This is a genomic window from Chromobacterium subtsugae, from assembly GCF_001676875.1.
Lineage (GTDB): Bacteria > Pseudomonadota > Gammaproteobacteria > Burkholderiales > Chromobacteriaceae > Chromobacterium > Chromobacterium subtsugae.
On sequence record NZ_JYKA01000006.1, the window covers coordinates 46,654 to 65,544 of the forward strand.

Consider the following 18,891-nt stretch of genomic DNA (forward strand, 5'->3'; position numbering starts at 1 on the left):
GGATGATCAAGTGGCTGGGGCTGGCTGTCCTGCTGCTGGCCGGCGCGCTGTCGGCGCTGCCGGCCAGCCTGCTGGCGGTGCCGGTGGCGCGCTGGAGCGATGGCCGCTGGGGCGTCAGCGACGCCAGGGGCACGGTCTGGAACGGCGGCGCCCAGCTGGTGTACCTGGGGCCGGCCGGCGAAGTGCAGGGCATGAGCCCGCTAGGCTGGCAATGGCAGCCCAAGGCCTTGTTGTCCGGCCTGTTGGTCTGGCATCTGGACAGCGCCGGCCAGCCGGGCTTGCTGCAGCTGGGCTTGGGCAAGCAGGAAGTGCGCGGCCTGGCGTTGTCGATGCCGGTGGCGGCGCTGGCCAATCTGTCCAAAACTTGGCAGGTGGCCAGGCTGGGTGGCGAATTGCAGCTGAACATTCCCCAATTGGCGCGCCAAGGCAAGGAAGTCAGCGGCGCGGTGCAGCTGGCTTGGCGCGGCGCGGCGTCGCCGCTGACCACGGTGCTGCCTTTCGGCAGCTACCAGCTGGACGCCGCCGGCACGCCGCAGGGGCTGAACTTCACGCTGTCCACGCTGGAAGGGCCGCTGATGATCAACGGCCAGGGCAGCTGGCCAGCCGGCGGCGCCTTCAGCATGGCGGGCACCGCCGATAGCCCGCCGGAACAGTACGACGCGCTCAAGCCGTTGTTGCTGATGCTGGGCCAGCCGGCGGGCCCCACCAGCGTCAGCTGGCAGGTGAAGCCGGGGATGTGACGGTTTTTTTGCAAAAAATGACGGTTGGCGTATTGTGCGATCGCAATATGCGCGATATTATAGAAAGGTTTATCCAAACGGGACTGGCGCAAGGCGCTCAGTCCCGTTATTCACATAAGAAATTCGAAAATCCCAGGGTGGAAAACGAAACCGGCGCAGCCGGTTTTTGTACAAGCGCCCAGGCAAATGCAACAGGAGCCAGCCAGTGTCAAACACCCCCGCAATCCTTGTCTTGGCTGACGGCACGCTTTTCAAAGGTAGTGCTATCGGTGCCGCTGGCCACACGGTCGGCGAGGTGGTATTCAATACCGCCATCACCGGTTACCAGGAAATCCTCACGGATCCTTCCTATACCAGGCAGATCGTCACTCTGACCTATCCCCATATCGGAAACGTCGGCGCGAATTCGGAAGATACCGAATCCAGCGCCGTTTTTGCATCCGGCCTGATCATCCGCGATCTGCCGCTGCTGCACAGCAACTTCCGCGCCGAAGACTCGCTGTCCGACTACCTGAAAAAGCATAACGTCGTCGCCATCGCCGATATCGACACCCGCCGCCTGACGCGCATCCTGCGCGAGAAGGGCGCGCAAGCCGGCTGCATCATGGCCGGCGACATCGACGAGGCCAAGGCGCTGGAACTGGCCCGCGGTTTCGGCAGCATGGCCGGCCAGGACCTGGCCAAGGTTGTCAGCTGCCGTAAACCGTACGCCTGGACCGAGAAACAATGGCAGCTGGGCGCCGGCTACCAGGTGCAGTCGTCCACCCGTTTCCACGTGGTGGCCTACGACTTCGGCGTCAAGCACAACATCCTGCGCATGCTGGCCGAGCGCGGCTGCCAGCTGACCATCGTGCCGGCCCAGACCCCGGCCAAGGACGTGCTGGCGCTCAATCCGCACGGCGTGTTCCTGTCCAACGGCCCGGGCGATCCGGAACCGTGCGACTACGCGATCGACGCCATCCGCGAAATCCTGGAAACCAAGCTGCCGGTATTCGGCATCTGCCTCGGCCACCAGTTGTTGGGCCTGGCTTCCGGCGCCAAGACCTCCAAGATGAAGTTCGGCCACCACGGCGCCAACCACCCGGTGCAGGACCTGGACTCCGGCCGCGTGATGATCACCAGCCAGAACCACGGCTTCCAGGTCGATGAAACCAGCCTGCCGGCCAATGTCCGCGTCACCCACCGTTCGCTGTTCGACGGCACGGTGCAGGGCATCGCGCTGACCGATCGTCCGGCGTTCTCGTTCCAGGGCCACCCGGAAGCGAGCCCGGGACCGGAGGACGTGGCTTACCTGTTCGACCGTTTCATCGGCGCGATGACCGAGCGCAAGTGATCCGGAGCACAGCATGTTAGGCATTACCGACCTCACTACCTATCTGATCGGCACGCTGATCATCGTCCTGCTGCCGGGGCCGAACATGATGTTCGTGCTGTCGGTGGCGGCGCAGCGCGGCATCCGCGCCGGCTTTTCCGCCGCCGCCGGCGTGATGAGCGGCGACTTCACCCTGATGACGCTGGCCGCCATCGGCGCGGCGGGCCTGCTGCAGGCCAATCCGGCGCTGTTCGCGGTGATCAAGTACCTGGGCGGCGGCTATCTCGCCTGGCTGGGCTTCAATATGGTGAAGGGCGCCATCGTCGGCTGGCGGCGCATGCGGCGCGGCGAGGAAGCGTCGGCGGCGCCGTCGGCGCTGGCCAGCGGCCATCCGTACCGCAAGGCGCTGCTGATCAGCCTGATGAATCCGAAGGCCATCCTGTTCTTCGTGTCCTTCTTCGTCCAGTTCGTCGATCCGGGCTACCCGTACCCGGCGCTGACTTTCGCCGGCCTGGGCCTGATCGTGCAGGTGTGCAGCCTGAGCTACATGACGCTGCTGATCCTGGCCGGCAACCGCCTGGCCGCGGCCTTCCGCCGCCGCCGCAAGCTGTCGGCGGCGCTGGGCGGCTCGGTGGGCGCGGTGTTCGTCGGCTTCGGCGCCAAGCTGGCGGCGGCGGGGCTGGGTTGAGTGTGAGGGCGCCGCGCGGGCTGCCGCGCGGCCAGACCGAATTGATTATTGAAATAGAGTTAAGACCATGCCAAAGCGTACCGACATTAAAAGCATCCTGATCATTGGCGCCGGCCCCATCGTCATCGGCCAGGCCTGCGAATTCGACTATTCCGGCGCCCAGGCGTGCAAGGCCCTGCGCGAGGAGGGCTACAAGGTAGTCCTGGTGAACTCCAACCCGGCCACCATCATGACCGACCCGGACATGGCCGACGTCACCTACATCGAGCCCATCACCTGGAAAGTGGTGGAGAAGATCATCGCCAAGGAGCGTCCGGACGCCATCCTGCCGACCATGGGCGGCCAGACTGCGCTGAACTGCGCGCTGGACCTGGCCAAGCACGGCGTGCTGGAAAAATACAAAGTCGAGCTGATCGGCGCCACCGAAGACGCCATCGACAAGGCTGAAGACCGCGGCCGCTTCAAGGAGGCGATGGCCAAGATCGGCCTGTCCTGCCCGCTGTCCTTCGTCTGCCACACGATGGAAGAGTCGCTGGAAGCGCAGACCAAGGTGGGCTTCCCGACGCTGATCCGCCCGTCCTTCACCATGGGCGGCTCCGGCGGCGGCATCGCCTACAACAAGGAAGAATTCCTGGCGATCTGCGAGCGCGGCTTCGAAGCCTCCCCCACCCATGAGCTGCTGATCGAGCAGTCGGTGCTGGGCTGGAAGGAATACGAGATGGAAGTCGTTCGCGACAAGAACGACAACTGCATCATCATCTGTTCGATCGAAAACTTCGACCCGATGGGCGTGCACACCGGCGACTCCATCACCGTGGCCCCGGCGCAGACGCTGACCGACAAGGAATACCAGATCATGCGCAACGCCTCCCTGGCGGTGCTGCGCGAGATCGGCGTGGATACCGGCGGCTCCAATGTGCAGTTCGCCACCAATCCGGCCACCGGCGAGATGATCGTCATCGAGATGAACCCGCGCGTCAGCCGTTCCTCCGCGCTGGCGTCCAAGGCCACCGGCTTCCCGATCGCCAAGATCGCCGCCAAGCTGGCGGTGGGCTTCACGCTGGACGAGCTGAAGAACGACATCACCGGCGGCGCCACCCCGGCTTCGTTCGAGCCGTCGATCGACTACGTGGTCACCAAGATCCCGCGTTTCGCGTTTGAAAAATTCCCACAGGCCGACGACCGTCTGACCACCCAGATGAAGTCGGTGGGCGAAGTGATGGCGATGGGCCGCACGCTGCAGGAATCGATGCAGAAAGCGCTGCGCGGCCTGGAGACCGGCTTGTCCGGCTTCGACCCTGTCACCACCGACGAAGCCGCCATCCGCCACGAGCTGGGCACCCCAGGGCCGGAGCGCATCCTATACGTCGCCGACGCCTTCCGCATCGGCATGAGCCGCGACGACATCCACGCCGTCAGCAAGATCGACCCGTGGTTCCTGGCGCAGATCGAGGACCTGATCGGCGAGGAAAAAGCGCTGGGCGGCCGCAAGATCGAGGAACTGGACTACGCCGAGCTGCGCCGCCTGAAGCGCAAGGGCTTCTCCGACCGCCGCCTGGGCGAATTGTTGGGCTCTGATCAGGCCGCGGTGCGCGCCAAGCGCTGGGCGCTGGGCCTGCATCCGGTGTACAAGCGCGTCGACACCTGCGCGGCGGAGTTCGCCACCAACACCGCCTACATGTACTCCACCTATGAGGAAGAGTGCGAATCCCAGCCCACCGACCGCAAGAAGGTGATGGTGCTGGGCGGCGGGCCGAACCGCATCGGCCAGGGCATCGAGTTCGACTACTGCTGCGTGCACGCGGCATTGAGCCTGCGCGAATCCGGCTTCGAGACCATCATGGTCAACTGCAATCCGGAAACCGTGTCCACCGACTATGACACCTCCGACCGCCTGTACTTCGAGCCGCTGACGCTGGAAGACGTGCTGGAGATCTGCCGCATCGAGAAGCCGTTCGGCGTCATCGTCCAGTACGGCGGCCAGACGCCGCTGAAGCTGGCGCGCGCGCTGGAGGCCAACGGCGTGCCCATCATCGGCACCACGCCTGACATGATCGACGCCGCCGAAGACCGCGAGCGCTTCCAGAAGCTGTTGCAGGAGCTGGGCCTGAAGCAGCCGCCGAACCGCACCGCGCGCGCGCCGGCCGAGGCGATGACGCTGGCCGAGGAGATCGGCTACCCGCTGGTGGTGCGTCCGTCTTACGTGCTGGGCGGCCGCGCGATGGAAATCGTCCACGAGCCGGCCGATCTGGAGCGCTACATGCGCGAGGCGGTGAAGGTGTCCAACGACAGCCCGGTGCTGCTGGACCGCTTCCTCAACGACGCCATCGAAGTGGACGTCGACTGCGTGTCCGACGGCGAGCAGGTGGTGATCGGCGGCATCATGCAGCACGTCGAGCAAGCCGGCGTCCACTCCGGCGACTCGGCCTGCTCGCTGCCGCCGTACAGCCTGTTCCCGGCGCTGCAGGATGAAATCCGCCGCCAGACCGTGGCGATGGCCCGCGCGCTGAATGTGGTTGGCCTGATGAACGTGCAGTTCGCGATTCAGGGCGAAACCATCTACGTGCTGGAAGTGAACCCGCGCGCCTCGCGCACCGTGCCCTTCGTCTCCAAGGTGACCTCGGCGCCGCTGGCCAAGATCGCCGCCCGCGCGATGGCCGGCATCAAGCTGGCCGATCAAGGCTTCACCAGCGAGGTGATTCCGCCGTTCTACGCGGTGAAGGAAGCGGTGTTCCCCTTCATCAAGTTCCCGGGCGTCGACACCATCCTGGGGCCGGAAATGAAGTCCACCGGCGAGGTGATGGGCGTGGGCAAGACCTTCGCCGAAGCCTACGTCAAGGCGCAGCTGGGCGCCGGCGACCGCCTGCCCAAGACCGGCAAGGTGTTCCTGTCGGTGCGCGACTCCGACAAGAACGGCGCGGTGGACGTGGCGCGCGAACTGCAACGGCTGGGCTTCGGCATCTGCGCGACGCGCGGCACCGCCAAGCATCTGACCGAGGCCGGCCTGATCGTGCAGGTGGTGAACAAGGTGAACGAAGGCCGTCCGCACATCGTCGACATGATCAAGAACGGCGAAGTGGATCTGGTGGTCAACACCGTGGATGAAAAGCGCCTGGCGATCCAGGACAGCCACTCCATCCGCCGCTCGGCCCTGCAGGCGCGGGTGCCGCAATACACCACGCTGTCCGCCGCCAAGGCGGTGTGCGTGGGGATGAAGCACGCCGAAGCCTTCGACGTCTACAGCGTGCAAGAGCTGCACGCGCAGATCCGCGGCTGAGGAAGGGGTATTGACGGGTAGGCTTTGATGTAGAGGCGATTTGCCGTTACAATCCCGCTGAAACCCGCTTGTGCAAGCCGCCGTCCCGTACGGCGGCTTGTGCTTTTGATGAAGGCGGACAACCGCCTGTGGAGAATACTGTAATGATCAAAGTCCCGTTGACTGTACGCGGCGCCGAGCTTCTGAAGGAAGAACTGCAACGCCTGAAGAGCATCGAGCGTCCGGCGGTGATCGAGGCCATTGCCGAAGCGCGTTCGCATGGCGACCTGTCGGAAAACGCCGAGTACGACGCCGCCAAGGAGCGCCAGGCTTTCGTGGAGGGCCGGATCGCCGAGCTGGAAGCCAAGCTGTCCAACGCCGTGATCATCAATCCGTCCGAACTGGACGCCGATGGCCGCGTGGTGTTCGGCGCCACGGTCGACCTGATGGACCTGGAAACCGAAGAGAGCGTCACCTACCAGATCGTCGGCGACGACGAAGCCGACATCAAGGTCAGCAAGGTGTCGGTCAATTCGCCGATCTCGCGCGCGCTGATCGGCAAGGAAGCCGGCGACGTGGCCGAAGTGGTGGCGCCGGGCGGCATCCGCGAATACGAAGTACTGGACGTCAAATACATCTGAGTCCGGCCTGAACGACGCGCGGCACGCTGTTCCGCGCGTTTTTTCCGGCCGCGACCGTTGCCGAGTTTGGGGGAAAGATGGACGGCTTGCGTGCTCTCGCCAAAACCTTCTGGATTGGCGGATTGTGGGTGATCGGCATCATCGTGGCGCCGGTCTTGTTCAAGTCGCTGGACGCGGCCACGGCCGGCATGGTGGCGGGCAGGTTGTTCGCCGTCATCGCCTGGGTGGGCCTGGTGTGCGGCGTGATCCTGCTGGTGGACCAGGTGTGGCGCAACGGCGTGGCCGGGCTCAAGCACGGCGGCTTCTGGCTGATCGTCGGCATGCTGGTCTGCACGCTGATCAACCAGTTCGGCGTGGCCCCCATCATCGTCACGCTGAAGCAGCAGATGAACCACGCGGCCGAAGGCCTGTTCGGCGGCGGCTTCGCCACCTGGCACGCGATCTCCAGCCTGATCTACCTGCTGCAGAGCCTGCTGGGCCTGGCCTACGTCTGGCAGGACCGCGGCTAGCGCGGCCGGCGGCGGGGCAAAGAAAAAGCGGTGGCCGCGGCCACCGCTTTCTCACATCCGGCGCGCGGCGCTCAGCCCTTGAGCGCCTGCTTGTTCTTCGGCAGCGCGATGCGCTGCTTGTCGCTGGGGCGCCACAGCACCAGCAGCTTGCCGATGTGCTGAACCGGGGCGGCGCCCAGTTCTTCGCAGATCTGCTCGAACATGGCGACGCGGGCTTCGCGGTCGTCGCCTTGCACGCGCACCTTGATCAATTCATGGGCGTCCAGGCTGATGGCGATTTCGCGGACTACGGCTTCGGTCAGGCCGTTGTTGCCTACCATCACCACCGGGTCGATGCCGTGCGCCAGGCCTTGCAGGTACTTGCGCTGAAACGGCTTGAGGTCAATTTTCATGGAAACTAGGGAATTCAAAGCAAAACCCGATTCTACTAGAATTTGGCCCCGCACCCAAAGTCCGGGCCTGAAATAACCGAAAAACAACAGGATAGCGCGATGCAAAGCGGCCAATTCGGCTATCCTGACGATTGAACCGACAGAAAGCATCCGCCACGATGGCAAGAAGCAAGAGCAGCAACTCCTGGTTGCAGGAACACGTCAACGATCAATATGTGCAGATGGCGCAAAAGGATGGCTACCGCGCCCGCGCCGCCTACAAGCTGCTGGAAATCAACGACAAGGACAAGCTGATTCGTCCCGGCACCGTGCTGGCCGACCTCGGCTCCACGCCGGGCAGCTGGTCGCAGGTGGCGGCGCGCATTGTCGGCGAGCAGGGCAAGGTGTTCGCGCTCGACATCCTGGATATGGACCCGGTGCCGGGCGTCAGCTTCATCCAGGGCGACTTCCGCGAAGAGGACGTGCTCAGACAATTCGAAGCTTTGCTGGACGGCCGGGCGCTTGACCTTGTAATTTCCGACATGGCGCCCAATATGTCAGGAATGAGCGCCATCGATCAGGCCAGAAGCTTCCTGCTTTGCGAACTGGCTCTGGATTTTGCGCGCGATCATTTGAAACCCGGCGGCCACTTTCTCGTCAAAGTGTTCCAGGGCAGCGATTTTCAGTCCTACCTCAAGGCCATGCGCGAGCTGTTCGACGAGGTGGTCACCCGCAAACCCAAGGCATCGCGCGATCGTTCCAGTGAAATCTATCTGCTGGGCAAGGGTCGCCGCTGACACAAGTTGCCGCGGGGCGTACAATCGTAGCAATTTACTACAAGCAACCAAAAAGTCAGGGCACAGAGGAGTCCGCTACTCGTGAACAATATCGGCAAAAACATCGCCATCTGGGTAATCATCGGCCTGGTGCTGATGACAGTCTTCAATCAGTTCAACAAGCGCCAGGACACCCAGAACCAGCTCGAGTACTCGCAGTTCGTCAGCGATGTCGAGTCGGGCAAAGTGCAATCCCTGACCATCGAGGGGCATCCGCTGCGCGGCCAATGGCTGAAGGGCAAATTGACCGACGGCACGGCTTTCTCCACCTATGCGCCGTATGATCCGGAGCTGGTGGGCGACCTGATCAAGAACAACGTGCGCTTCTCCGCCAAGCCGGAAGAAGAGCCTTCGATGCTGATGAGCATCTTCATCAGCTGGTTCCCGATGCTGCTGCTGATCGGCGTGTGGGTGTTCTTCATGCGCCAGATGCAGGGCGGCGGCAAGGGCGGCGCGTTCTCGTTCGGCAAGAGCAAGGCGCGCATGCTGGACCAGGACGCCAACACCGTGGTGTTCGCCGATGTGGCCGGCTGCGACGAGGCCAAGGAAGAGGTTAAGGAGATCGTCGACTACCTGCGCGATCCTTCCCGCTACCAGAGCCTGGGCGGCCGCATCCCGCGCGGCATCCTGCTGGCAGGCAGTCCCGGCACCGGCAAGACGCTGCTGGCGAAGGCCATCGCCGGCGAAGCCAAGGTGCCGTTCTTCAGCATCTCCGGCTCCGACTTCGTGGAAATGTTCGTCGGCGTCGGCGCGGCCCGCGTGCGCGACATGTTCGAGCAAGCGAAGAAGAACTCGCCGTGCATCATCTTCATCGACGAAATCGACGCGGTCGGCCGCCAGCGCGGCGCCGGCCTCGGCGGCGGCAACGACGAGCGCGAGCAAACGCTGAACCAGCTCTTGGTGGAGATGGACGGCTTCGACACCAATTCCACGGTGATCGTGATCGCTGCCACCAACCGTCCGGACGTGCTGGACCCGGCGCTGCAGCGGCCGGGCCGTTTCGACCGCCAGGTGGTGGTGCCGCTGCCGGACATCCGCGGCCGCGAGCAGATCCTGAACGTGCACATGCGCAAGGTGCCGATCGCCGCCGACGTCAACGCCGAGGTGATCGCGCGCGGCACGCCGGGCTTCTCCGGCGCCGACCTCGCCAACCTGATCAACGAGGCCGCCCTGTTCGCCGCCCGCCGCAACAAGCGCCTGGTGGACATGGAAGACCTGGAATCCGCCAAGGACAAGATCATGATGGGCGCCGAGCGCCGCAGCATGGTGATGACCGAGGAAGAGAAGAAGAACACCGCCTACCACGAGTCCGGCCATGCGGTGGTCGCCAAGCTGCTGCCGAAGTCCGACCCGGTGCACAAGGTCACCATCATCCCGCGCGGCCGCGCGCTGGGCGTGACCATGCAGCTGCCGGAGCAGGACCGCTTCGCCTACGACCGCGGCTACCTGATGGACCGTCTGGCCATTTTGTTCGGCGGCCGCATCGCCGAAGAGCTGTTCATGAACCAGATGACCACCGGCGCCAGCAACGACTTCGAACGCGCGACGCAGATGGCGCGCGACATGGTCACCCGCTACGGCATGTCGGACAAGCTGGGCCCGATGGTGTATGGCGAAAACGAGGGCGAAGTGTTCCTCGGCCGCTCGATCACCACCCACAAGAACCTGTCGGAAGCGACGCTGCAGCAGGTGGACCAGGAAATCCGCCGCATCATCGACGAGCAGTACGCGCTGGCGCGCCGCCTGCTGGACGAGAACCGCGACAAGGTGGAGGCGATGACCGCCGCGCTGCTGGAGTTCGAGACCATCGACGCCGAGCAGATCAACGACATCATGGACGGCAAGCCGCCGCGTCCGCCGAAGCCGGGCAGCAGTTTCGCCGCCAAGCCTGAGGACAAGCCGGCCGAGCCGACGGCTCCGGTCGAGGCGACGTCCGATCCGGCCCAGGAAGTCTGATAACCGGATCCGTATCCTAACCGGGCAAGCCTTTACGGGCTTGCCCGGTTTTTTGCATCCATAAATGGCCTTTCCCCGCTTGCGTCAGCCGCCAAACGACGCTGGCCGCGCCTTGATTAGAGAGTGACATGAAAACTTTGCTGTGCGGGCGTTTCACGCTCGATCTGTCGCGCCCGCTGCTGATGGGCATCCTCAACGTCACGCCGGACTCGTTTTCCGACGGCGGCCGCTTCAGCCGCGTCGACGCCGCGCTGGCCAGAGCCGAGGCGATGCTGGCCGAAGGCGCGGACATTCTGGACATCGGCGGCGAATCCACCCGCCCCGGCGCGCCTTTCGTCAGCCCGGAAGAAGAGATGGATCGGGTGCTGCCGGTGCTGGAGCAGCTGCGCGGCATCGGCGCGCCGCTGTCGCTGGATACCCGCCGCGCGGCGGTGATGCGCGAGGCGATCGCATTGGACGCGGTGGACCTGATCAACGACGTGTCGGCGCTGGAGGACGAAGGCGCCTTGGCGCTGGCGGCGCGCAGCCAGGCGGCCATCTGCCTGATGCACAAGCAGGGCAATCCGGACAGCATGCAGGACAAGCCGGCATACGAAGACGTGGTGGCCGAGGTGGCAGGCTATCTGCAGCGCCGCGTCCAGCTGTGCCTGGACGCCGGCATCGCCCGCGAACGGCTGCTGGTGGATCCGGGCTTCGGCTTCGGCAAGACGCTGGCGCACAACCTGGCGCTGCTCAAGCGGCTGGACGAGATCGAGCGCATCGCCGGCGTGCCGCAGCTGGTGGGTCTGTCGCGCAAGTCCATGCTGGGCGCGATCACCGGCGAGGAAACGCCGGCCGAGCGCCTGGGCGCTAGCGTGGCGGCGGCGCTGGAATCGGCGCGGCGCGGCGCGGCGGTGATCCGCGCGCACGACGTCAAGGCCACCCGCCAGGCGCTGCAATTATGGCAAGCCTTGCGGGAATCTTGATCTGAAACTGGTTTTTGTCCCCGCGCTGATGGCAAAATGGCGCAGGTTTTGTCCGGGATCCGACATCGACCCGGCATTCAATCGACGATAGAGAACACTGATGAGTCGCAAATACTTTGGCACCGATGGCGTGCGTGGCGAGGTCGGCAAGTTTCCGATCAACCCGGAATTCGTGATGAAGCTCGGTTACGCCGCCGGCCGCGTGCTGGTCAACCACGACCGGGACAGCCGTCCCACCGTGCTGATCGGCAAAGATACCCGCATCTCCGGCTACATGTTGGAGGCCGCGCTGCAGGCGGGCTTCACCGCCGCCGGCGTCAATGTGCTGCTGACCGGCCCGCTGCCGACGCCCGGCATCGCCTATCTGACCCGCGCGTTGCGGCTGGAAGCCGGCGTGGTGATTTCGGCCTCGCATAATCCGTTCCAGGATAACGGCATCAAGTTCTTCGCCGAAGGCGGCAACAAGCTGGATGACGCGCTGGAGCTGGAGATCGAAGCGATGCTGGAGCAGCCGATGGCGACCAATCCGTCGCAGGAGCTGGGCCGCGCCCGCCGCATCGACGGCGCCGCCGAGCGCTACATCGAGTTCTGCAAGAGCACCTTCCCCAATGAGCTCAGCCTGAAGGGCCTGAAGCTGGTGGTGGACTGCGCCAACGGCGCCACCTACCACATCGCGCCCAAGGTGTTCCACGAGCTGGGCGCCGAATTGGTGGAAATCGGCTGCGAACCCAATGGCTACAACATCAACGACAAGGTGGGCGCCACCTATCCCAAAACCCTGCAGCTGGCGGTGCTGGAACACCATGCCGACTTCGGCATCGCGCTGGACGGCGACGGCGACCGCCTGATCATGGTGGACGCCGCCGGCCGCGTCTACGACGGCGACCAGCTGATCTACGTGATCGCCAAGGCGCGCGCGGCGAAGGGCGAACTGAAAGGCGGCGTGGTCGGCACCGTGATGACCAATCTGGCGATGGAGCTGGCGCTGCAAAAGCAGGGCGTGCCCTTCGGCCGCGCCAAGGTCGGCGACCGCTACGTGCTGGAAATGCTGCATGGCGATGGCTGGCAGGTGGGCGGCGAGGCGTCCGGCCACATCCTGTGCCTGGACAAGCACAGCACCGGCGACGGCATCATCTCCAGCCTGCAGGTGCTGGCCAGCGTCAAGCAGCTGGGCCTTGGCCTGGCGGAAATCTGCAGCGACTGGCAGCCGTTTCCGCAGACGCTGATCAATGTGCGCCACAACGGCTGCGACTGGAAGCAGGCGGCGGCGGCGCCGCTGGCCGAGGCCGAGGCGGCGCTGCAGGGCCGCGGCCGCGTGGTGCTGCGTCCGTCCGGCACCGAACCGGTGGTGCGGGTGATGGTGGAGGCCGACGACAAGTCGCTGGCTGACAACTGGGCGCGCGCCATCGCGCAGGCGATCGAGCGGGTGGCCTGACGGTCCGAGCCGCCGTTTTCTCGTGTAATGCCAACCTGTCCGGGTTGGCATTTTTTTTGTAAATCCCTTCATTTTTAGCAGGGTTAAATCCTAATGTCATATCGTGGCGGCTAGAATTGCCGCTCCTTCACTCGGGATGACCTATAAAAATGAAGCGATTGTTCACCAGCCAACCCGCGCGCGGCGGGTTGGCTTTGTTGCTGGCCGCGGCCAGCCTGCCGGCCGGCGCGGCCTGTTCGACGGCCGCGACGCAACGCATCCACCAGATCCAGGGCGCGGGCGCCGCCAGTCCGCTGCAGGGTCAGACCGTTGTCGCGCAGGGCGTGGTCAGCGGCCTGCTCTACGGCAAGGACGGCCCGGTGGGCTTCTTCATGCAGGAAGCGCCGCAAAACCAGGATCAGGACCCGGCCACCTCGGAAGGCATCTATGTCTACACCGGCAAGCTGGCGGTGCCTGCGCTGAGGCGCGGCGATGTGGTCGGCGTGCGCGGCAAGGTGGTGGAGTTCGCCCGCAAGGGCGACGCCGGCAGCGAAACGCAGCTGCAGCCGGCGGCGGCCGCCGACGTGCAAGCCTGCGGCGCGCAAGGCGCGCTCGCGTTGACGCCGCTGCGCCTGCCGCTGAGCGGGGATCCGGCTCAGCTGGAGGCGCTGGCCGGCATGGCGGTGGCTTTAGAGCAGCCGCTGTACGTGGCTGACAGCTACAACTACGGCCGTTACGGCGAACTGACGCTGTCCAGCCAGTCGCGGCAATGGCTGCCGACCCAGCTGCATCCGCCGGGCAGCGCCGCGGCCCAGGCGCTGCGCGCGGCCAATCTGCGCGACCGGCTGCTGCTGGACGATGGCAAAACCTGGCAGAACGCCGACGCCTGGCTGCCCGGCCCGGGCGGTCTGTCCGCGGCCCACACGCTGCGGGTGGGCGACCGTCTGGACGGCTTGACCGGCGTGGTGTCCTTCAGCAACGGCGGCTACCGCATCCAGCCCTTGGACTTGCCGCGCGTAGTGGCCGCCAATCCGCGCCCGGCGTCGCCGGCCCGGCTGGCGGGCCAATTGCGGCTCGCCAGCTTCAATGTGCTCAACTTCTTCAACGGCGACGGACTGGGCGGCGGCTTTCCCACCGCGCGCGGCGCGAAGACCCGCGCCGATTTCCTGCGGCAGAAAGCCAAGATCGTCAGCGCCATCCGCGCGCTGGACGCCGACGCGGTGGGGTTGATGGAGATAGAGAATGACGGTTTCGGTCTGCAGTCGGCGATCCAGGAACTGGCGGCGGCGCTGAACGATGGCCAGCCTGCGGACAAGCAGTACCGCTTCGCCGCTCCCGGCGCGGAGAGGATAGGCAGCGACGCCATCTCGCCCGGCATGCTGTACCGGCCGGCGCGGCTGAGCCCGCAAGGCGCGGCCGAGGTGGTGGCGGTGGGCGACCCGGCGCGCAATCGGCCGATGCTGGCGCAGACTTTCGCTCTGGGCGACGGCAGAAAGCTGACGCTGGCGGTGAATCATCTGAAATCCAAGGGCAGCAGCTGCGCCGACAGCCAGGTGGACGGCGTGGCCGATATCGATCTGGGCGACGGCCAGGGCAATTGCAACCTCACCCGCTCGCAGGCGGCGCGCGATCTGCTCAAATGGGCGCAGGCGCGCGCGCAGGGGCCGCAGTCCGGCTTGCTGGTGATGGGAGACATGAACGCCTACGCCAAGGAAGACCCGATCCGGATTCTGGAGCAGGGCGGGCTAGCCAACCAGCTGGCGCGTTTCCAGCCCGACGCCTATTCCTATGTCTACGGCGGCGAGTCCGGCAATCTCGATCACGTGCTGGCCGACGCGACGCTGGGGCAATGGGTGAGCCGGGCGGGGGAGTGGCATGTCAACGCCGACGAACCCGGCGTCCTGGAATACGGCAGCGAGTTCAAATCGGCCGCGCAACAACAAAACTATTACGCCGCCGATGCCTACCGCTCGTCCGACCACGATCCCTTGTATGTCGACCTGCAGGCTGCCGCGGGCGCGCCGCAGCGGCAGGATCCATCGTTGCCGCCATCGTCGGCCAGTCCGGGGGGGGCCGCCGGCAGCGTAGCGGCCGCCGATCCGCTGCTGCTGGCCTTGCTGGGACTGGGCGGCCTGCTGGCTGTCCGACGGCGGCGGTGAGATTGCCGTCCAGCCTGCTGCCGGCCTTGTTGCCGCTATGCCTGCCGCTGGGCGCGGCGGCGCGGCGCTGGCGTTTCGATCCGGCGTTGAGCGAAGAGTGGTGGCGCGCCTGGAGCGGCAGCTGGGTGCATGCCGATTGGCGGCATGCCGCGCTCAACTGCGCTGGCCTGCTGCTGCTGGCCGGGATAGGCGGCGCGGGCCAGGCGCGAATGCTGTGCTGGCTGGCCTTGCTGCTGCCGTGGCCGATAGCCTGGGCGCAACTGCTGCTGCCCGGCGCGGGGCCGTTTCTGGGCGCGTCCGGCGTGCTGTACGGCTGGTGGGCGGCATTGGCGTGGCAAGGGCGGGCCGTTTGGACGGGGCGCTTGCTGGCGGCGCTGCTGCTGTTGCGGCTGGCCTGGCAATGGGCCTGGCCGCAGCCGGGGGCCGGCGGCTTGCCGATATTGTGGTCGGCCCACGCCTGCGGGGCGCTGGCGGGGCCGCTGCTGGCGGAATGCCTTAAGCGCGCAGGCTGCGCGGCACCCGTGCCGCCACCGCGCACATCAGCTCATAGCTGATGGTGCCGGCGGCGGCGGCCACGCGCTCGATCGGCGCTTGCGGCCCCCACAGCTCGACGCGGCTGCCGACGCCGGCCTGCGGCAGATGGCTGAGATCCACCGCCAGCATGTCCATCGACACCCGGCCCACCGTGCCGCTGGCCGCGCCGTCCACCGCCACCGGGGTGCCGTTGGCGGCGATGCGCGGATAGCCGTCGGCATAGCCGCAGGCGACGATGCCGATGCGCATGTCGCGGTCTGCGACGAAACGGCGGCCATAGCCGACCGCGTCGCCGTTGCGCAGCTGCTGCACGGCGATGATGTCGGCCGACAGCGTCATCGCCGGCCGCAGGCCCAGCGCCGCGCCGGTGGAGTCCTCAAACGGCGAAGCGCCGTACAGGACGATGCCGGGGCGGCCGATGTCGCCGTGGGTATGCGGATGGCGCAGCAGGGCGGCGGAGTTGGCGGCGCTGACCGGCAGGGCGCTGTCGCGGGCCAGCGTTGCGAAGTCGCGCCACTGCTCGTCGACGCCATAGGCTTCGTCCGCGGTGGCGAAGTGGGTCATGATGGCGGCGGGGCGGATGGCGGGTTCGGCGCGCAAGCGGGCCAGCGCGTCGCCGGCTTGCTCGGGGCGGAAGCCCAGCCGGTTCATGCCGCTGTTGATCTTCAGCCAGACTTCCGCCGGCCGCGCGGCGGAACCTTTGGCCAGCCAAGCCATCTGTTCTAGTGAGTGCACGGCGCCGCAGAGCCGATATTCGCCCATGGCGGCGGCTTCGGCGGCGTCGAACGGGCCTTCCAGCAGCGCGATGGGGCGATCGATGCCGGCTTCGCGCAGCGCGACGGCGTCTTCGATATTGAGCAGGGCAAAACCGTCGGCCAAGTCGGCCAACGCCTTTGCAGTGTCCAATATCCCGTGGCCGTAGGCATTGGCCTTGACCACGGCGAACAGGCGCTTGGCTTGAGCGCGCTGGCGGGTAAACAGGAAATTGTGGCGGATGGCGGAGAGGTCGATCTCCAGCCGGATAGGGCGTGTCATGTCAAGAAATCGTGAACTAGAGGTGTGCTATTATACACCCCCGTTCTTGGACTTTTGCCGAACTGCCGGCCGCCTGGTCGTGATGACTTGATTGCCGGCAGACGGAACAATAATGGATACACTGCAGATACTTCTCGACTTTTTCACCGGTTATGGCTACCTGGCTGTATTTGCGGTGTTGCTGGTTTGCGGTTTCGGCGTGCCGATTCCAGAGGACATTACCTTGGTGGCCGGCGGCGTGATTTCCGGCCTGGGGTATGCCAATGTGCATTACATGTTCCTGGTGGGCATGGCCGGCGTGCTGGTGGGCGACGGCATCATGTTCATGGCCGGCCGCACCTTCGGCAACAAGGTGCTGAAATTCCGCCCGATCGCCCGCATCCTTACCCAGGAGCGTTTCGAGGCGGTGCAGGAGAAGTTCGCCAAGTACGGCAACTGGGTGCTGTTCGTCGCCCGCTTCCTGCCGGGCTTGCGCTCCCCCATCTTCATCACTGCCGGCATGACCCGGCGCGTGCCTTACTGGCGTTTCCTGCTGATGGACGGCTTCGCCGCGCTGATTTCGGTGCCGGTGTGGGTATACCTCGGTTATTACGGCGCGGCCAACCGCGAATGGCTGATGACGATGGTCCATCGCGGCCAGGCCGGCATTCTCGGCGCGGTGGCGCTGCTGCTGCTGGTGGTGGGCGGGGTCTGGCTGAAGCGCCGCCGGGTGTCCTGCGCGAAGAAGTAATTTCTTCTGATCATAAAGATGACTCGGCAGATTGTGGCAAGCGATCTGTGATGGGAGTTAAGGCTTTGTCAATCTGGATACGTTCCTTGGCTTAGTTAGGTCATCGTCCGTGTTAGATTGCCATGTCCATTGGCCGGGTGGTCGATCCTTGAATATAGGACGCTTGACCTGAATCGAGTATGGGTAGTCAATCAGCATCGATTCGAGGTCGTTATAGAATTGATGAAGGAAAGCAAGCTCCCCATCTGGCATTTTGGTAGTGCTTCCAAGATTTGGCATACGAGTGGCGGCAGCGTGCAGTTCTTGTTGCGTATACATCTACTTCTCCTTTGTGCTACTGACTGTTAAGTATAGCTAAGCTATCGTGTTTTTTAGGACGATAGTTTTTTACTGCTGCTTTTGCAGTTTGGAGAGATGTATGTTTTCCCATAAAGCCAAATGCAATAAAAATGGCCTTCGCACGCGAAGGCCATTTTTACATTGAGCAGTTGGATCAGCCCACCTGCAGCAGTTCCACTTCGAACACCAGGGTGGCGTTGGGCGGAATCACGCCGCCGGCGCCGCGGGCGCCGTAGCCCAGTTCGGCCGGGATGGTCAGCTTGCGCTTGCCGCCGACTTTCATCCCTTGCACGCCCTGGTCCCAGCCCTTGATCACGTAGCCGGCGGCCAGCGGGAAGCTGAACGGCTGCATGCGGTCCTTGCTGGAGTCGAATTTGGTGCCGTCGGTCAGCCAGCCGGTGTAGTGGACGGTGACTTCCTGGCCGGCTACCGCTTCGGCGCCTTCGCCGACAACCAGTTCTTCGATGATCAGTTCGCTCATGGCGTTTCCTTGCGCGTGATTGGGTTTGATCGCCGGATTGTAGCAGTCCGGCGGCGTCTTTGTGTTTTCCCCGGGGTGGCATATAACGAAATTCAGAGCGCCATGTCTCTGTCTTTCCACGCGATGCAAGGGGTATGCCATGGATGTCACTCAACATGAAGTCCCTCCTGTGCGCCCAGTCGCGCGCCGGGTAGCGTTTTCGCAGCCGTTTGTGTGGTTGAAGAAAGGATTCCGCGACTTCCAGAAAGCGCCGGCCGACTGCCTGTTCTACGGCGCGGTGTTCGTGCTGATGGGCTACTTGCTGGGCGTTTACGCCGAGCAGGCGCCGGAGCTGGTGATCACCTTCGCCACCATCTTCCTGCTGGCCGGCCCCTTCCTCGCCATCGGCATCTACGACATCGCCAAGCAGATGGAGGCCTTTGATGGCCACGGCCGGGTGAAGCTGCTGCACAGCATGGCGGCCTGGCGCGTCAACATGCCGGGTTTCAGCTTGTACGCGGTGCTGTTGGCGGTGCTGGTGTTCGGCTGGTTCCGCGTGTCGCTGCTGATGTTCGCGCTGTTTTACGACACCGCGGCGCTGCCCAACCTCAACGAGATCGTCGCCGACGCGTTCAATCCGGACAATCTGGAATTCCTGATCGCTTATTTCGCCGTCGGCTTCCTGTTCGCCCAGGTCGTGTTCTCGGTCAGCGTGGTGTCGATCCCGCTGCTGTTGGACAAGGAAGTGGACACCATCACCGCGATGATAGCCAGCGTGCAGGCGGTGTTCCGCAATGTGCTGACGATGGGGCTATGGGCCGTTATCATTGTGGCGATGACGGTGGTGGGCTTCGCCACCTATTACCTGGGCCTGATCATCATCATGCCGGTGCTGGCGCTGGCCAGCTGGCATGCTTATCGGGATTTGATCACTTTCGAGCGATGA

At 64.8% G+C, this 18,891-nt stretch carries 17 protein-coding genes; 14 read left to right on the forward strand and 3 right to left on the reverse strand.

All coding sequences use genetic code 11. The annotated features are described in order from the left end of the window. Window positions 1–2: 2 nt before the first annotated feature. The 6 genes from MY55_RS09630 to MY55_RS09655 all read left to right on the forward strand — a co-directional run bounded on the left by MY55_RS09630 (window position 3) and on the right by MY55_RS09655 (window position 7,146). Window positions 3–740 (forward strand): type II secretion system protein N, encoded by a 738-nt coding sequence (locus MY55_RS09630; protein WP_065202310.1) that lies wholly within the window; start codon window positions 3–5, stop codon window positions 738–740. 205 nt (window positions 741–945) lie between these two features. Continuing rightward, the gene (gene carA, locus MY55_RS09635) at window positions 946–2,073 is read left to right on the forward strand and encodes a glutamine-hydrolyzing carbamoyl-phosphate synthase small subunit (protein WP_043578823.1); all 1,128 of its coding nucleotides are present in this window, start codon (window positions 946–948) and stop codon (window positions 2,071–2,073) included. A gap of 13 nt (window positions 2,074–2,086) precedes the next feature. After that, window positions 2,087–2,740, forward strand: coding sequence for a leucine efflux protein LeuE (gene leuE / locus MY55_RS09640; RefSeq protein ID WP_043578658.1), 654 nt, complete (start codon window positions 2,087–2,089; stop codon window positions 2,738–2,740). Between the two features lie 67 nt (window positions 2,741–2,807). Then, window positions 2,808–6,017: a carbamoyl-phosphate synthase large subunit gene (gene carB, locus MY55_RS09645; RefSeq protein WP_043578660.1), complete on the forward strand. Its 3,210-nt coding sequence runs from the start codon at window positions 2,808–2,810 to the stop codon at window positions 6,015–6,017. 143 nt (window positions 6,018–6,160) lie between these two features. Then, window positions 6,161–6,637 (forward strand): transcription elongation factor GreA, encoded by a 477-nt coding sequence (gene greA, locus MY55_RS09650; protein WP_043578663.1) that lies wholly within the window; start codon window positions 6,161–6,163, stop codon window positions 6,635–6,637. A gap of 77 nt (window positions 6,638–6,714) precedes the next feature. After that, window positions 6,715–7,146 (forward strand): DUF4149 domain-containing protein, encoded by a 432-nt coding sequence (locus MY55_RS09655; protein ID WP_043578666.1) that lies wholly within the window; start codon window positions 6,715–6,717, stop codon window positions 7,144–7,146. 71 nt (window positions 7,147–7,217) lie between these two features. Here MY55_RS09655 and yhbY read toward each other — a convergent pair whose 3' ends face one another. After that, window positions 7,218–7,538 (reverse strand): ribosome assembly RNA-binding protein YhbY, encoded by a 321-nt coding sequence (yhbY, locus tag MY55_RS09660; RefSeq protein ID WP_043578669.1) that lies wholly within the window; start codon window positions 7,536–7,538, stop codon window positions 7,218–7,220. A gap of 158 nt (window positions 7,539–7,696) precedes the next feature. Here yhbY and rlmE point away from each other — a divergent pair, with 158 nt between their 5' ends. The 6 genes from rlmE (at window position 7,697) to MY55_RS23410 (ending at window position 15,401) form a co-directional block, all read left to right on the forward strand. After that, window positions 7,697–8,314, forward strand: coding sequence for a 23S rRNA (uridine(2552)-2'-O)-methyltransferase RlmE (rlmE, locus tag MY55_RS09665; protein WP_047236837.1), 618 nt, complete (start codon window positions 7,697–7,699; stop codon window positions 8,312–8,314). Window positions 8,315–8,395: 81 nt separating this feature from the next. Next, window positions 8,396–10,309 carry an ATP-dependent zinc metalloprotease FtsH gene (ftsH, locus tag MY55_RS09670; protein WP_043578675.1) on the forward strand — a complete coding sequence of 638 codons (1,914 nt, stop codon included), beginning with the start codon at window positions 8,396–8,398 and terminating at the stop codon, window positions 10,307–10,309. Window positions 10,310–10,437: 128 nt separating this feature from the next. After that, entirely contained in the window at window positions 10,438–11,274 is an 837-nt protein-coding gene (gene folP / locus MY55_RS09675) for a dihydropteroate synthase (RefSeq protein ID WP_047236838.1), read from the forward strand. Between the two features lie 100 nt (window positions 11,275–11,374). Beyond that, window positions 11,375–12,709, forward strand: coding sequence for a phosphoglucosamine mutase (gene glmM / locus MY55_RS09680; protein ID WP_047236839.1), 1,335 nt, complete (start codon window positions 11,375–11,377; stop codon window positions 12,707–12,709). A 149-nt stretch (window positions 12,710–12,858) separates the two neighbouring features. Then, complete coding sequence (locus tag MY55_RS23405) at window positions 12,859–14,847, forward strand: ExeM/NucH family extracellular endonuclease (RefSeq protein ID WP_065202311.1); 1,989 nt, start codon at window positions 12,859–12,861, stop codon at window positions 14,845–14,847. Continuing rightward, window positions 14,844–15,401 (forward strand): rhomboid family intramembrane serine protease, encoded by a 558-nt coding sequence (locus MY55_RS23410; protein ID WP_157889284.1) that lies wholly within the window; start codon window positions 14,844–14,846, stop codon window positions 15,399–15,401. The genes MY55_RS23405 and MY55_RS23410 overlap by 4 nt, the downstream gene beginning before the upstream one ends. Here MY55_RS23410 and alr read toward each other — a convergent pair. Then, window positions 15,343–16,416: an alanine racemase gene (alr, locus tag MY55_RS09695; protein ID WP_043578686.1), complete on the reverse strand. Its 1,074-nt coding sequence runs from the start codon at window positions 16,414–16,416 to the stop codon at window positions 15,343–15,345. The genes MY55_RS23410 and alr overlap by 59 nt on opposite strands. A gap of 112 nt (window positions 16,417–16,528) precedes the next feature. Here alr and MY55_RS09700 point away from each other — a divergent pair, with 112 nt between their 5' ends. Then, the gene (locus MY55_RS09700; RefSeq protein ID WP_047243295.1) at window positions 16,529–17,146 is read left to right on the forward strand and encodes a DedA family protein; all 618 of its coding nucleotides are present in this window, start codon (window positions 16,529–16,531) and stop codon (window positions 17,144–17,146) included. A 493-nt stretch (window positions 17,147–17,639) separates the two neighbouring features. Here the strand turns inward: MY55_RS09700 and MY55_RS09705 are convergent, their stop codons facing one another. Next, complete coding sequence (locus MY55_RS09705; RefSeq protein ID WP_043578692.1) at window positions 17,640–17,966, reverse strand: FKBP-type peptidyl-prolyl cis-trans isomerase; 327 nt, start codon at window positions 17,964–17,966, stop codon at window positions 17,640–17,642. Between the two features lie 211 nt (window positions 17,967–18,177). On the opposite strand from MY55_RS09705, the gene MY55_RS09710 reads away from it, so the two are divergent. After that, window positions 18,178–18,891, forward strand: a complete 714-nt coding sequence (locus MY55_RS09710) for a DUF2189 domain-containing protein (protein WP_230623415.1) — start codon at window positions 18,178–18,180, stop codon at window positions 18,889–18,891.

Bases quoted from the DNA above. Each gene is read 5' to 3' on its own strand.
- MY55_RS09630 (WP_065202310.1), top strand. From the start codon at position 3: ATGATCAAGTGGCTGGGGCTGGCTGTCCTGCTGCTGGCCGGCGCGCTG.
- leuE (WP_043578658.1), top strand. From the start codon at position 2,087: ATGTTAGGCATTACCGACCTCACTACCTATCTGATCGGCACGCTGATC.
- carB (WP_043578660.1), top strand. From the start codon at position 2,808: ATGCCAAAGCGTACCGACATTAAAAGCATCCTGATCATTGGCGCCGGC.
- greA (WP_043578663.1), top strand. From the start codon at position 6,161: ATGATCAAAGTCCCGTTGACTGTACGCGGCGCCGAGCTTCTGAAGGAA.
- MY55_RS09655 (WP_043578666.1), top strand. From the start codon at position 6,715: ATGGACGGCTTGCGTGCTCTCGCCAAAACCTTCTGGATTGGCGGATTG.
- yhbY (WP_043578669.1), bottom strand. From the start codon at position 7,538: ATGAAAATTGACCTCAAGCCGTTTCAGCGCAAGTACCTGCAAGGCCTG.
- rlmE (WP_047236837.1), top strand. From the start codon at position 7,697: ATGGCAAGAAGCAAGAGCAGCAACTCCTGGTTGCAGGAACACGTCAAC.
- folP (WP_047236838.1), top strand. From the start codon at position 10,438: ATGAAAACTTTGCTGTGCGGGCGTTTCACGCTCGATCTGTCGCGCCCG.
- glmM (WP_047236839.1), top strand. From the start codon at position 11,375: ATGAGTCGCAAATACTTTGGCACCGATGGCGTGCGTGGCGAGGTCGGC.
- MY55_RS23405 (WP_065202311.1), top strand. From the start codon at position 12,859: ATGAAGCGATTGTTCACCAGCCAACCCGCGCGCGGCGGGTTGGCTTTG.
- alr (WP_043578686.1), bottom strand. From the start codon at position 16,416: ATGACACGCCCTATCCGGCTGGAGATCGACCTCTCCGCCATCCGCCAC.
- MY55_RS09700 (WP_047243295.1), top strand. From the start codon at position 16,529: ATGGATACACTGCAGATACTTCTCGACTTTTTCACCGGTTATGGCTAC.
- MY55_RS09705 (WP_043578692.1), bottom strand. From the start codon at position 17,966: ATGAGCGAACTGATCATCGAAGAACTGGTTGTCGGCGAAGGCGCCGAA.